The 13,446-nt window shown below is 71.2% G+C and carries 13 protein-coding genes; 10 read left to right on the top strand and 3 right to left on the bottom strand.

Going from position 1 to position 13,446, the window contains the following annotated elements; translation table 11 throughout:
* Nucleotides 1-154 precede the first annotated feature (154 nt).
* The 3 genes from G3I78_RS43620 (at nt 155) to G3I78_RS43610 (ending at nt 2,540) form a co-directional block, all read left to right on the top strand.
* Nucleotides 155-1,516 (top strand): peptidase C39 family protein, encoded by a 1,362-nt coding sequence (locus G3I78_RS43620; protein ID WP_164435488.1) that lies wholly within the window; start codon nt 155-157, stop codon nt 1,514-1,516.
* A gap of 142 nt (nt 1,517-1,658) precedes the next feature.
* Nucleotides 1,659-1,799, top strand: coding sequence for an SCO1431 family membrane protein (locus G3I78_RS43615; protein WP_164435486.1), 141 nt, complete (start codon nt 1,659-1,661; stop codon nt 1,797-1,799).
* 66 nt (nt 1,800-1,865) lie between these two features.
* Nucleotides 1,866-2,540: a TetR/AcrR family transcriptional regulator gene (locus G3I78_RS43610; RefSeq protein WP_164435484.1), complete on the top strand. Its 675-nt coding sequence runs from the start codon at nt 1,866-1,868 to the stop codon at nt 2,538-2,540.
* A 53-nt stretch (nt 2,541-2,593) separates the two neighbouring features.
* Here the strand turns inward: G3I78_RS43610 and G3I78_RS43605 are convergent, their stop codons facing one another.
* Nucleotides 2,594-3,826: a glycoside hydrolase family 18 protein gene (locus tag G3I78_RS43605; protein ID WP_164435483.1), complete on the bottom strand. Its 1,233-nt coding sequence runs from the start codon at nt 3,824-3,826 to the stop codon at nt 2,594-2,596.
* Nucleotides 3,827-4,169: 343 nt separating this feature from the next.
* Between G3I78_RS43605 and G3I78_RS43600 the strand changes: the two genes are divergently transcribed.
* From G3I78_RS43600 to G3I78_RS43590, 3 genes are all read left to right on the top strand, one after another.
* Nucleotides 4,170-5,342 carry an acyl-CoA dehydrogenase gene (locus tag G3I78_RS43600; RefSeq protein ID WP_164435480.1) on the top strand — a complete coding sequence of 391 codons (1,173 nt, stop codon included), beginning with the start codon at nt 4,170-4,172 and terminating at the stop codon, nt 5,340-5,342.
* A gap of 454 nt (nt 5,343-5,796) precedes the next feature.
* Complete coding sequence (locus tag G3I78_RS43595) at nt 5,797-6,909, top strand: hypothetical protein (protein WP_164435478.1); 1,113 nt, start codon at nt 5,797-5,799, stop codon at nt 6,907-6,909.
* A 71-nt stretch (nt 6,910-6,980) separates the two neighbouring features.
* On the top strand, nt 6,981-8,075 hold the full coding sequence (locus G3I78_RS43590; RefSeq protein WP_164435476.1) for a phosphotransferase family protein: 1,095 nt from the start codon (nt 6,981-6,983) through the stop codon (nt 8,073-8,075).
* A 10-nt stretch (nt 8,076-8,085) separates the two neighbouring features.
* Here the strand turns inward: G3I78_RS43590 and G3I78_RS43585 are convergent, their stop codons facing one another.
* Nucleotides 8,086-8,523, bottom strand: a complete 438-nt coding sequence (locus tag G3I78_RS43585) for a hypothetical protein (RefSeq protein WP_164435474.1) — start codon at nt 8,521-8,523, stop codon at nt 8,086-8,088.
* A 268-nt stretch (nt 8,524-8,791) separates the two neighbouring features.
* Here G3I78_RS43585 and G3I78_RS43580 point away from each other — a divergent pair, with 268 nt between their 5' ends.
* The 4 genes from G3I78_RS43580 (at nt 8,792) to fxsA (ending at nt 12,877) form a co-directional block, all read left to right on the top strand.
* The gene (locus G3I78_RS43580) at nt 8,792-9,232 is read left to right on the top strand and encodes an Lrp/AsnC family transcriptional regulator (protein ID WP_024887321.1); all 441 of its coding nucleotides are present in this window, start codon (nt 8,792-8,794) and stop codon (nt 9,230-9,232) included.
* A gap of 79 nt (nt 9,233-9,311) precedes the next feature.
* Entirely contained in the window at nt 9,312-10,907 is a 1,596-nt protein-coding gene (locus G3I78_RS43575; RefSeq protein ID WP_164435548.1) for an amidohydrolase, read from the top strand.
* Nucleotides 10,908-11,449: 542 nt separating this feature from the next.
* Nucleotides 11,450-12,244 (top strand): polyprenol monophosphomannose synthase, encoded by a 795-nt coding sequence (locus G3I78_RS43570; protein ID WP_164435472.1) that lies wholly within the window; start codon nt 11,450-11,452, stop codon nt 12,242-12,244.
* A 72-nt stretch (nt 12,245-12,316) separates the two neighbouring features.
* Nucleotides 12,317-12,877, top strand: a complete 561-nt coding sequence (gene fxsA, locus G3I78_RS43565) for an FxsA family membrane protein (RefSeq protein ID WP_164435470.1) — start codon at nt 12,317-12,319, stop codon at nt 12,875-12,877.
* Between the two features lie 130 nt (nt 12,878-13,007).
* Here the strand turns inward: fxsA and G3I78_RS43560 are convergent, their stop codons facing one another.
* Nucleotides 13,008-13,382, bottom strand: a complete 375-nt coding sequence (locus G3I78_RS43560; RefSeq protein ID WP_003977404.1) for an RNA polymerase-binding protein RbpA — start codon at nt 13,380-13,382, stop codon at nt 13,008-13,010.
* Nucleotides 13,383-13,446 lie beyond the last annotated feature (64 nt).

Below are 13,446 nucleotides of genomic sequence, written 5' to 3'. Positions count from 1 at the left end.
TGACAGATTCCCAGGTCATGTCAGTGGCGGAGACCAATATTCGTGGGCGTGGCATGCCCCGAAGTGCTGGCAGGAGCATGTCCCCTCGTCCATAGTTGGCGCACAACCGTGCACCGGTCCCGCCCGACTCGGACACCCGGGGGTCTCTCCACCCATGAGCAGAGCCGAACAGCCGTCCCGCAGAACCGTTCTGGCCGTAGCCGTCGCCGCCGCGGTGGCCGGCAGTGCGGGCCCCGCGGCCGCCGCCGGCACCACTGCCGACGCGGAACCCGACGCGGCCGTCGCCGGCCAGGTCGACAACCGTGCCTGGACCACCTACAGCGACTGGCGCGCCGGCACCGCGAAGGGCACCCGTGCCGTCGCCGGCAACCGCCCCGGCGTCGTGATCGGCGCCCCCGTCGGCACCACCCAGTACACCGACCCGCACACCGGGACGACCGCGAGCTGGGAGTACGCGACCTGGACCGCCCCGGTCCACCACCTCTCCGTGCCCGCCACCGAGGTGATCGCCTCCTGGAACGCCCACACCCCGGCCGGCACCTGGATCCAGATCGAGCTCCAGGGGACGTACTCCGACGGCACGGCCACCCCCTGGTACGTCATGGGCCGCTGGGCCGCGGGGGACGGGGACATCAAGCGGACCTCGGTCGACGACCAGACCGACGGCAGGAGCACGGTCTGGACGGACACCTTCGCGGTCGACGACCCCTCGACCGGGCTGCGCCTGGCGTCGTACCGGCTGCGGCTGACCTTGTACCGCAAGCCCGGCACCAAGGTCACGCCGACCGTGTGGCGGCTGGGCGCGATGGGCTCGGACGTCCCCGACCGCTTCACCGTCCCGGCCTCCACACCCGGCCTCGCCCAGGAGTTGATCGTCCCGCGCTACTCGCAGGAGATCCACGCGGGCCAGTATCCGGAGTACGACAACGGCGGCGAGGCCTGGTGCAGCCCCACCTCCTCGCAGATGATCATCGAGTACTGGGGCGGCCGGCTCACCGCGGAGCAACTGGCCTGGGTGAACCCGTCGTACGCCGATCCGCAGGTCTGCCACGCGGCCCGCTACACCTACGACTACCAGTACGCGGGCTGCGGGAACTGGCCCTTCAACGCCGCCTATGCCGCCACCTTCAAGGACCTCCAGGGCGTGGTCACCCGGCTCGGTTCGCTCACCGACCTGGAGACGCTGATCGCGGCCGGCATCCCGGCCATCACGTCCCAGTCGTTCCTCAAGGAGGAGCTCACGGGGGCCGGTTACGGCACCTCGGGCCACCTCATGACGGTGATCGGCTTCACCGCCGAGGGCGATGTGATCACCAACGACCCCGCCTCGCCCAGCGACGCGGAGGTGCGGCGCGTCTACAAGCGGCGCGAGTGGGAGAACATCTGGCTGAGGACCAAGCGGTACAACGCCAGTGGCAAGGTCGTCTCCGGCACCGGCGGTGTCTGCTACCTGTACTTCCCGGCCTGTCCGACCGCGCGCCAGCGCAAGGCGCTCGCCGCGGTGGGCGTGGGCTGAACAGCCTCGTGTGCGGCCCCCGACAGACGTCGGGGGCCGTTCGCTGTGACCAAGCTCTCGGCCGCAAAAGCCGCCGAGGGTGGCAAGGTGGACGGATCGGCGGGGGGATTCCAGCCATCGCACCCGAGATCAGCGAGACACCATGACCGCACACACTGCCAGCGCCGCCCGAGCCCGTACCGGCGGCCCCAAGGACGACGGCCCGAAGATCGTCGAACAGATCGCGGGCTGGGTCCTCGTCGCGGTGATCGCGATGCTCGTCACGCAGCTCGGTCTCCTGTGACCTGATCCATAGTTGACCTGACATACTGCGCTTGTCCCGCCCCCAGCCCGAGACCAGGGTCGAAATTTGAATATCAGTGATCAGCGTGAAGCCGCCCGGCCGCGGGCCCGCGGTACCGAGCGCTCGGTTGCGCGCCGCGCCGAACTCATCGCCATCGGGCGGAAGTTGTTTGCGGACACGTCCTACGACGCGCTCTCCATGGACGACATCGCCCGCCAGGCGCATGTCGCCAAGGGGCTGATCTACTACTACTTCCAGTCCAAGCGCGGCTACTACCTGGCGATCATCCAGGACTCCGTCGCGGACCTGGTCACCTTCGCGGCGAGCGGCCTCAAGCTGGAGCAGGAAGTGGGGCAGGTGGAGCACATCCACCGCACCCTGGACAGCTATCTGCGCTACGCCGAGCACAACCAGGCCGCCTACCGTACGGTCGTCAGCGGGGGCGTCGGCTTCGACACCGAGGTGCACGCCATCCGGGACGGGGTGCGCGAGGCGATCGTCGCGACCATCGCCGAGGGGGCGTACGGCCGGACCGATATCGCCCCGCTGGCCCGGATGGGCCTGCTCGCCTGGGTGTGCAGCGTCGAGGGTGCCGTCCTCGACTGGATCGACGGCCCGCCCCAGCTCTCCCGCGACTCGCTGCGCGACCTGCTGGTCAAGTCGCTCGGCGGCTCGATGCGCGCCATCGAGGAGATGGACCCCAACTACCCGACCCCGGCACCGGCCCGCAGGGACAACTGACGGCAAGGGGCGGAGGCTCGTGGTCCCCCGCCCCAAGTCCGGTACCGGACAGGTCAGTTGATCGCCCTGATCAGCTCACCGCCCGAGGTGTCGCCGCTCAGCTCCCAGAAGAAGGTGCCGCCGAGGCCCTGCTGGTTCTTGTACGTCATCTTCGTCGCGATGGTCGCGGGGGTGTCGTAACTCCACCAGTTGTTCCCGCACTTGGCGTACGCCGTGCCGCCGACCGTCCCCGTCGCCGGGCACTTGGACTTGAGCACCTTGTAGTCGTCGATGCCCTGCTCGTAGGTCCCCGCCGCGGGCCCGGTCGCCGTACCGCCCGGCGCCGACTGTGTGACACCGGTCCAGCCGCGGCCGTAGAAGCCGATGCCGAGCAGCAGCTTCGAGGCCGGGATGCCGAGGCCCTTGAGCTTGGCGATGGTGGCCGAGGAGTGGAAGTCGGCCTTCGGGATGCCCGAGTAGCTGTTCAGCGCCGAGTGCGGGGCCGTCGGTCCCGCCGCGTCCCAGGCGCCGAAGTAGTCGTACGTCATCGGGTTGTACCAGTCGACGTACTGGGCGGCGCCCGCGTAGTTCGCCGCGTCGATCTTGCCGCCCGCCGTGGCGTCCGCGGTGATCGCGGCGGTGACCAGCGAACCGCCGCCGAACTTCGAACGCAGCGCCGCCATCAGGTTCTTGAACGCCTCACGGCCGCTGGTGTCACAGGTGTTGCCGCACGCGTTCGGGTACTCCCAGTCGATGTCGATGCCGTCGAAGACACCCGCCCACTTGGAGTTCTTCACCAGGTCGTAGCAGGACTGGGCGAACGCGGCCGGGTTGCGCGAGGCCTCCCCGAAACCGCTCGACCAGGTCCAACCACCGAAGGACCAGAGGACCTTGAGCCCGGGGTGCTTCTTCTTCAGCTTCAGCAGCTGGTTGAAGTTGCCCTTGAGCGGCTGGTCCCAGGTGTCGGCGACGCCGTCCACGGACTCGGCCGCGGTGTAGGCCCGGTCGGTGGCCGCGTAGGCGTCGCCCATCGCGCACTTGCCGCCGGTGACGTTGCCGAAGGCGTAGTTGATGTGGGTCAGCTTCGCCGCCGAGCCGGAGGTCTCGACGTTCTTGACGAAGTACTTGCGGTCGTAGGTGCCCCATTCGGTGAAGTAGCCGACGACCTTGGAGCCGGCGGCCCGGGGGCTCGCCTCGGGAGCGGCGGCGGTCGCGGTGCTCGCGCCGGCCAGCAGGCCCGCGCCGAGGACCGCGCAGCACGCGGCGGAGATCAACGCCCGGAAACGGGCGCGCTGGGGAAAGTGCATAGGTGTCTCCTCGTGGGGGAGAGGGGAACGCCAGTCTCTTGGCATGAACGCGGTGAAGCGTTGCCGGAACATTAGGAGGACTAGACCACCGCGTCAATGGTTCGGACCAATTCCCCGCCGATTCGCGGCCGGTTGTCGGTGTGCCGGTATATCTTGAAGTAAGCGGTCGTTAACCAGTGACCGGGTGTCTCCGATCGGGCATACTCACAGGGCGCAGCCGCTGGTCAGCAGCTTCCGTGACCCGGGAGACGCGAGCAGCGACCGGCGCCCAGTGAGACCAGGCGGAGCCGCCCCACCCCATGGCGTGCGTCCGCCAGCGCCCTACAGGGAGGAGAGCGTCGCCATGCCCGACCGCGCCCCGCAGCCGGTGGACCGGCAACTGCCCACGGACGAGGCCCGGGATCTGATCTCGCTCGTCCGTGACATCGCGCAGAACGAGATCGTCCGGAAGGCGGCCGAGGAGGAGGACTCCGGGCACTTCCCGCGCGAGGTCTTCACCCTGCTCTCCCGGACCGGACTGCTCGGCCTGCCCTACGACTCCGAGCACGGCGGCGCCGACCAGCCGTACGAGGTCTACCTCCAGGTCCTCGAAGAACTGGCCGCCGCCCGCCTCACCGTCGGCCTCGGCGTCAGCGTCCACACCCTCGCCTCCTACGCGCTCGCCACCTACGGCACCAAGCAGCAGCAGGTCGAGCACCTGCCCGCGATGCTCGGCGGCGGACTCCTCGGCGCCTACTGCCTCTCCGAGCCGTCCTCCGGCTCGGACGCGGCCTCGCTGCGCACCAGGGCCGTCCGGGACGGCGACCACTGGGTGATCAGCGGCACCAAGGCATGGATCACCCACGGCGGAGTCGCCGACTTCTACACCGTCATGGCGCGCACCGGCGAGGAGGGGCCCCGGGGGATCACGGCGTTCCTGGTCCCGGCCGACGCGGAGGGGCTGAGCGCGGCGGCGCCGGAGAAGAAGATGGGCATGAAGGGCTCGCCCACCGCGCAGGTCCACTTCGACGGGGTGCGCGTGCCGGACGAGCGGCGCATCGGCGACGAGGGGCAGGGCTTCGCGATCGCCCTGTCCGCGCTGGACTCCGGGCGGCTCGGCATCGCGGCCTGCGCGATCGGAGTGGCCCAGGCGGCTCTCGACGAGGCGGTCGACTACGCGACGGGGAGACGGCAGTTCGGGCGGCCCATCGCCGACTTCCAGGGGCTGCGCTTCATGCTCGCCGACATGGCGACGCAGATCGAGGCGGGCCGGGCGCTGTACCTCGCGGCGGCGCGGCTGCGCGACGCCGGCCGGCCCTTCGCGAAGCAGGCGGCCATGGCCAAACTGCACTGCACCGACACCGCGATGAAGGTCACCACCGACGCCGTCCAGATCCTGGGCGGCTATGGCTACACCGCCGACTTCCCGGCCGAGCGGTACATGCGCGAGGCCAAGGTCCTCCAGATCGTCGAGGGCACCAACCAGATCCAGCGGATGGTCATCGCCCGTCACCTAGCGGGTCCGGAGACCCGCTGAACTGCCCCGGCCTGACCTGCGGCGCCGCGAGCCGGACCCACTCCGGATCGTGGCGCCCCGGCAGGGTGCGGCCCCGGTTGGCCCAGGTGCGCATCAGATCCCGGTAGATCGGCGGGTCGTGGGGGGGGGGGGGGGCGGGCCGGAAGGGCGACGGCGCGTGGCTGAAGGGCGGGGGTGCCGGGCTCAGGGGCGGGGGCGCCGGGCTCAAGGGTGGGGGCGCCGGCGGAACCGATTCTGCGAGCCCCGTGTACGGAGCCGCATATGTAGAGGTCATACCTGGGCAACGGGGCGACGCGCGACCGGGTCACCGGCCCCCGCAATCGCGCGTGAGTTCGCGGGCGTCCGGCCGAACATCTGGTCACCTGCGGCCGTCTGACGTACCGTCAGCGCTCCACCGTCGGCCCCTCGGGCAGACCGGCCGTCGGCCCTCCGCAGGCAGCCAGGGAGGTTGGCCGTGACCGACGACCGCCCCGTACCGCTCGACGAGTACCCGGTGCACCAGGTGCCCCTGTCCATGAAGTACGTGGCGACGGGCGACCGCAACGCCTACGACCGCTGCATCTTCCACGTCGTCGACCACGAGGGACGCGCCCTGCTCATCCTCGGGCTCGGGGTCTACCCCAACCTCGGGGTGATCGACGCCTACGCCACCCTGCGCCTCGGCGACACCCTGCACGCGGTCCGCGCCTCGGACGCCCTGCGCGACGACTCCCGGACGAACCTGGCCGTCGGCCCGCTGCGCATCCTCGTCGAACGCCCCCTGCGCGACTTCGTGCTGAGCTGCGAGGCCGCCCCGGACGACCCGGACGCTCTGTCGTACGAGATCAACTGGACCGCCGACTTCCCGGCCCTGTGGGAGCCGCACCACCTCCAGCGGCGGGGCGGCCGGCTCACCCTGGAGGGCAGGCGGTTCGTGCAGGCCGGGCACTGCGACGGCTGGGTCCGGGTGGGCGGCCGGGAGATCCGGGTGCGGGGCTGGACCGGGACCCGGGACCGCAGTTGGGGCGTGCGGCCGGTGCCGGGGGAGGAGGGCGGCCGGTACGCCGAGGAGCACCCCACGGAGGGCTTCCACTGGCTCTGGTGCCCGGTCCGCTTCGACGACCGCTTCCTCATGGTGATCGTCCAGGAGGACGCCGACGGCCACCGCTCGCTCAACGACGCGACCCTTGTCCGCCCAGGACACCGCGACCGCCAACTCGGCTGGCCCCAGGCCGAGATCACCTACCGCTCAGGGACCCGCCACCCGGAACGCGCCCTCGTCCACCTCGGCGACCACCGCAAGCCGATGGAGCTGGACGTGGAGATCCTCACCTCCTCGCCGCTCGCGCTCGGCGCCGGGTACCCGCCCGCCGACGACTGGCAGCACGGCACCTGGCAGGGCCGCGACTGGACCGACCGCCGCAGCTACGACCTCACCGAGCCGCACCCCCTGGCCGGCTACGGAGTCACCGACCACGCGGCCCGCTTCCGCCTGGACGGCAGGACCGGCCACGGCATCTTCGAGCACGGCTCGTTCGGACGCCACGACCCGAGCGGCTTCACGGGCTTCGACTCGGTTGCGCCATAAGGGAGTTCGGGAGGCTCCGCGCGGGAGCCGGCGCTACAGGAACCCCGGTGAACCACAAGGGAGTTGAGGACATGGCCACGGCACCCCGCCCCCGCACCACCACCCGCGACCCCGAGGAGCTCACCCACCGCCTCACCGCCTGGCTCGCCACCCGCCTGCCCGGCGCGAAGGCCGTCGACGTCACCGTCCCCGCCTCGAACGGCCTGTCCAGCGAGACCCTGCTCTTCGACATCGAGCACCCCGAACCCCCCTTGCGCTCCTGCGCGTTGAGGCTCGCCGCGGACCCGTCGGCGTACACCGTCTTCCCGGTGTACGACATGGTCCGCCAGTACCGGACGATGCGGACGGTGGCCCGCCGCACGGACCTGCCGGTGCCGAGGGTGCAATGGCTGGAGGAGGACCCGGGCCCGCTCGGGGCGCCCTTCTTCGTCATGGAGCGCGTGGCGGGCCGCGTACCGCCGGACGTCATGCCGTACACCTACGAGGGCAACTGGCTGCACGCCGCGAGCGACGCCGAGCGCGCCCACCTGGAGGCGGCCTCGATAAGCCTGTTGGCACGCCTGCACGACCAAGTCCCCGTGGAGGAGGCCGAGTTCCTGGCCCTGCCCGGCGAGGGCGACGCACTGCGCCGACACGTCACCGCCCAACGCGCCTACTACGACTGGGTGGTGGACGGACTCGCCCGCTCACCCCTCATCGAGCGGTCCTTCGACCGGCTGGAGGAACTCTGGCCGCGCGATCCCGGCCCGCCCGTCCTCAACTGGGGCGACGCGCGCATCGGGAACGTTGTTTACGACGGCTTCGACCCCGTCGCCGTACTGGACTGGGAGATGGCGGCCCTGGCCCCGCGCGAGGTCGACCTCGGCTGGACCGTCTATCTGCACCGCTTCTTCCAGGACCTGACGGTCGCCTTTGGTCAGCGCGGACTGCCGGACTTCCTGCGCCGCGACCGGATCGAGTCCCGCTACGCCGAACTCACCGGCCACACACCGCGCGACATGGACTTCTTCACCCTGTACGCGGCGCTGCGGCACGCGATCGTCATGCTGAGGATCGCCTACCGCCAGGCCCACTTCGGCGAGGTGGCCGTACCGGAGGATCCGGACACACTGATCCTGCACCACGGCAGCCTGCGAGCCATGGTGCAGGGCAGTTACTGGGACTGAGCGAAGAGGCTCACGCGGCCTGGCGGCGCATCACCGGTACGCGCATCGGGCGCGAGCCCGGGCCACCGACGTGCGAGAAGGGCTGGGTCCGCCAGTCCAGCCCCTGAGGGAGCGTCAACAGGAGGGCGGTGTCCTGCTCCTGGGGCTCCGTCGTCTCGTCGGCGGAGCGGGCCTCGGAGGCGTTGCGGCCGGTGCCGGCGCAGACCGTGAGACCGAACGGGTTCCACGGAGAGGCGCACAGCGCGTGCTCCGGCAGGATGTCCTCGTCGGCCAGCAGCGCGATGCTCTGGGCGCAGTCCGGGCAGATCACCCGGTACATCTCGAAGGTGTCGTACGCGTCGAACTCCTCGTCGTCGAGAGCGTCGGGTTCGACGCCCTCCGGCTCGGGATCGACAACCGCCTGGAGACGCTTGGGTGCGGTACGACCAGGGCGCTTAAGACTCTGCATGGGATTCTCCCCCTCGGGCTGGGCCGTGAAGGCGCTGCGGCCTCGACCACAGCAAGCACTTCCCGTCCCGTCACGGCGGTAATCACGAGAACATCACGGAGGCTCACGCGGGGGTGTGGCCTTCGTCACATGCCGCTCGCAGATGCCCGTGGCGGTCGCTTTGTCCCTCAGGAGGCCCACAGACGACTCCCCGTCACATCACGAACCGGGCATGACCTGGGCCGCTCAGGTATCCGTGGAGATCAGACGCACTGTAGGTTCTTGCGCCATGGAGGAGCTGGACCGACAAATCGTGCAGCTGCTCGTCAAGGACGGGCGGATGAGTTACACGGACCTGGGCAAGGCCACGGGCCTGTCCACGTCGGCCGTGCACCAGCGGGTGCGACGGCTGGAGCAGCGGGGTGTCATCCGCGGTTACGCCGCGGTGGTGGACCCCGAGGCGGTGGGCCTGCCCATGACCGCCTTCATCTCGGTGAAACCGTTCGACCCCAGCGCCCCCGACGACATCGCGGACCGCCTGGCCGGCGTCCCCGAGATCGAGGCGTGCCACAGCGTGGCGGGCGACGAGAACTACATCCTCAAGGTGCGGGTCTCGACCCCGCACGAACTGGAGGAGCTGCTGGCGAGGCTGCGGAGCCTGGCGGGCGTCTCGACCCGCACGACGGTGGTCCTGTCGACTCCGTACGAGGCGAGGCCGCCCCGCATCTGAGCGCAGGGGACTGCCGTGCCTCACGGACCGGTGGTCACCGGGCAACCCGTACCCCTGCGGCGGTACGGCCCCTGAAAGACTGTCCCCCATGAGCGCACAGCAGACCGTCCTCCTCCGCCGCGGCGAAGTCCACAGCCCCGCCGACCCCTTCGCCACCGCGATGGTCGTCGAACGCGGACAGGTGGCCTGGGTCGGCTCGGAGGGCGCCGCCGACGCCTTCGCGGACGGCGTCGACGAAGTCGTCGACCTGGACGGTGCCCTGGTCACCCCCGCGTTCACCGACGCACACGTGCACACCACCACCACGGGTCTCGCCCTCACCGGCCTCGACCTCTCCGACGCCCCCTCCCTGGACGCGGCGCTGGCTCTCGTACGGGACTTCGCGACCGCCCGCCCGGACGACCGGGTCCTCCTCGGCCACGGCTGGGACGCGGCCCGCTGGCCCGGCGGACGCCCGCCCACGCGCGCGGAGCTCGACGAGGCGGCCGGTGGACGCCCTCTCTATCTGAGCCGCAGCGACGTCCACTCGGCGGTCGTGACGACGGCACTGCTCGACATGACGTCCCTGGGACGGCCGGACGGCCCCCTCACCGCCGACGCCCACCACGCCGTGCGCGCCACCGCCCTCGGCTCGATCGCGCCCGCGCAGCGCGTGGCGGCCCAGCGCCGGGCCCTCGCCCACGCCGCGTCCCTCGGCATCGGCACCGTTCACGAATGCGCAGGCCCCGAGATCTCCTCGGAGGACGACTTCACCGGCCTGCTCCGGCTCGCCCGCGAGGAGCCCGGCCCACGGGTCGTCGGCTACTGGGCCGACCAGGACATCGACAGGGCGAGGGAACTCGGCGCGGTCGGCGCCGCCGGAGACCTCTTCGTGGACGGCGCCCTCGGCTCGCACACCGCGTGCCTGCACGAGCCGTACGCCGACGCCGGGCACACCGGCACCGCCTACCTGGACGCCACCGCCGTGGCCGCCCATGTCGCCGCCTGCACCGAGGCGGGCCTCCAGGCGGGCTTCCACGCGATCGGCGACGCGGCCGTCACCGCCGTCGTCGAGGGCGTCCGCGCCGCCGCCGAGAAGGTCGGCCTCGCCCGAGTCCGCGCCGCCCGGCACCGCGTCGAGCACGCCGAACTGCTCACCCCCGAGGCGATCGCCGCCTTCGCCGAACTCGGCCTCACCGCGTCCGTCCAGCCCGCCTTCGACGCCCTGTGGGGCGGCGAGGACGGCATGTACGCCCGGCGCCTCGGCCGGGAGCGAGCGAGCCGTCTGAACCCCTTCGCGGCCCTCCTGAGGGCCGGGGTGCCGCTCGCCTTCGGCTCCGACAGCCCGGTCACCCCCCTCGACCCGTGGGGCACGGTCCGCGCGGCTGCCTTCCACCACACCCCGGAGCACCGCGTCTCCGTGCGCGCCGCCTTCACCGCGCACACCCGCGGCGGCTGGCGGGCGGTCGGCCGGGACGACGCGGGCGTCCTGGTGCCCGGCGCCCCCGCGGACTACGCCGTGTGGCGCACCGACGAACTGGTCGTGCAGGCCCCCGACGACCGGGTCGCCCGCTGGTCCACCGACCCCCGCTCCGGCACCCCGGGCCTGCCCGACCTCACGCCGGGCCGTGACCTGCCCGTCTGTCTGCGCACGGTGGTCGGCGGCCGAACGGTCTTCGTACGGCCGGGCGAGTGATCTCCGGGGGTGGCGCGGCACCGATCGGCCGTCGGCCCCCTGTCGCGCGACCTGCGCATCCTCCCCGCTGACCAGGGCGTTGACGAAAGACGCCCAGGTCAAACGAGTGTTGACAGCTGACGGCAAGGGGCGGGTAGGTTCGGCCGAGTCCACCACCGGACGCCCGATCGGGAACTTCCGCCCACTCGTCGCAGCGCCGCTGGGTCAGGGACGGTGCGCCGCACCGAAACTGGGAGCCAGGCCCAGCGCCCGCGCCACGGCGACGGAACGTTCCGTCCGGTCGGGGAGGTGTGACCCGGGTGGGGCCCGGGCGCTCAGTAGACAACGGCTTTCGGTCGACCCGCAGCCAGCGGGCCCCAGGTCGGCCCGAAGGGCGCCGGGCCCCCATCCGCAGCGACAGCGCGGATTTCGCCACAACGGCTGAAAATCGGACTCTTACCCCGCTCTTGTGGAAACGACACCAGCATACGAACGCCTTGTCACGTCATCGCAGGCCGTGCGCACTATGGTGGACGCCTGCGTAATGACTCGAAGGGGCAGCAGTGAACGACGGCGACGGGACTCTCACGGCACCCGGGAGGCGGTTCGGCCCGCTCGGCACGGCATTGGTGATCATTCCGACCTACAACGAGGCGGAGAACATCAAGGCCATCGTCGGCCGGGTGCGCAAGTCCGTCCCCGAGGCGCACATTCTCGTGGCCGACGACAACAGCCCCGACGGCACCGGCAAGCTGGCGGACGAACTGGCCGCCGAGGACGACCACGTCCAGGTACTGCACCGCAAGGGCAAGGAGGGCCTCGGCGCCGCCTACCTCGCGGGCTTCCGCTGGGGGCTGGAGAACGGCTACGGCGTCCTGGTCGAGATGGACGCCGACGGCTCCCACCAGCCCGAGGAGCTGCCCCGCCTGCTGACCGCCCTCAAGGGCGCCGACCTCGTCCTCGGCTCCCGCTGGGTGCCCGGCGGCCGGGTCGTGAACTGGCCGAAGTCCCGCGAGTTCATCTCCCGCGGCGGCAGCCTCTACTCCCGCGTCGCCCTCGACCTCCCCCTGCGGGACATCACCGGCGGCTACCGCGCCTTCCGCCGCGAGACCCTCGAAGGCCTCGGCCTCGACGACGTCGCCTCCCAGGGCTACTGCTTCCAGGTCGACCTCGCCCGCCGCTCGGTCAAGGCCGGCTACCACGTCGTCGAGGTGCCGATCACCTTCGTCGAGCGCGAGCTGGGCGACTCCAAGATGAGCCGCGACATCCTGGTGGAGGCCCTGTGGCGGGTCACCACCTGGGGCGTGGGGGAGCGGGTCGGCAGGATCACAGCCCGGGGAAAGCGCCCACAGCCGTAGGCGTACGACCTCACAGGCGCGGTTGATCGTCCCCTTATGCCGTGCTGAGCCGCGCCCAGGCACACTGGACGTATGACGACTGGCGCTCCCACTCCCACGTACCCCGCCCGGCCCCGCCGCTCCCGTATGCGCACCTTCCTGCCGCTGGCCATCGCGGCCTGGCTGGTGCTGGAGATCTGGCTGCTGACCGTGGTCGCGGGCGCGGCGAGCGGGTTCGCGGTGTTCCTGCTGCTGGTCGCCGGGTTCGTGCTGGGCTCGGTGGTGATCAAGCGGGCGGGCCGCCGCGCCTTCCAGAACCTGAACGAGGCGCTCCAGCGCGGCGGGGCCCCGTCGGACTCGGGCAGCGGTGGCAACGGCCTGATGATGCTGGGCGGCCTGCTCCTCATGCTCCCCGGTCTGATCTCCGACGCGGTGGGCCTGCTCCTGCTGATCCCGCCGGTCCAGAAGGCCGTCGCCCGCTATGCCGAGCGCACCTTCGACCGCAAGCTCCGCGCCGCCGCCCCGGGCACCCTGGGCGACGCCTTCCAGCAGGCCCGGATGCACCGCCCCGACGGCAAGGTGGTCCAGGGCGAGGTCATCCGCGACGACCGCCCCGAGCAGGGGGACGCCACGCGGCCTCCGCTGACGGGCTGACCTCCGTCCTGGCTCTCCGGTTCCCCGGGGTGCGGACAGCACGAAACCGCGGGCGCCGTACGTCGACTTCACGTACGGCGCCCGCGGTTACTTCGTGCGCTGTTTTCTCGGTTCGGCCCCGCTGGCGGGACTAGGCCGACTTGCGGCTGTCCCGGGGATGAACCGCGATGTTCATCGCCCCGGATCGCAGAACCGCCAGACGCTCCTCGAGGACCTCTTCGAGTTCCTCACGGGTGCGTCGCTCCATCAGCATGTCCCAATGTGTACGCGCGGGCTTGGCCTTCTTCTCTTCAGGGCCGTCGCCGTCCACGAGGAGTGCCTGGGCCCCGCAGACCTTGCACTCCCACTCCGGCGGGATCTCCGCCTCGACCGAGAAGGGCATCTCGAAGCGATGCCCCTTCTCGCATGCGTACTCCACGGCCTGGCGCGGGGCCAGGTCGATGCCGCGGTCCGTCTCGTAGCTGGTCACCACGAGGCGCGTGCCGCGAAGAGCTCGCTCACTCATGAATCGTGCCTCCCGGGCTTGTCGCCCACAGGACAGGTGTCGCTGTCGTCGTCATCCGGTCAAC

Source organism: Streptomyces sp. SID13726, from assembly GCF_010548375.1.
Lineage (GTDB): Bacteria > Actinomycetota > Actinomycetes > Streptomycetales > Streptomycetaceae > Streptomyces.
This window is presented reverse-complemented; position numbering and strand designations above follow the sequence as displayed.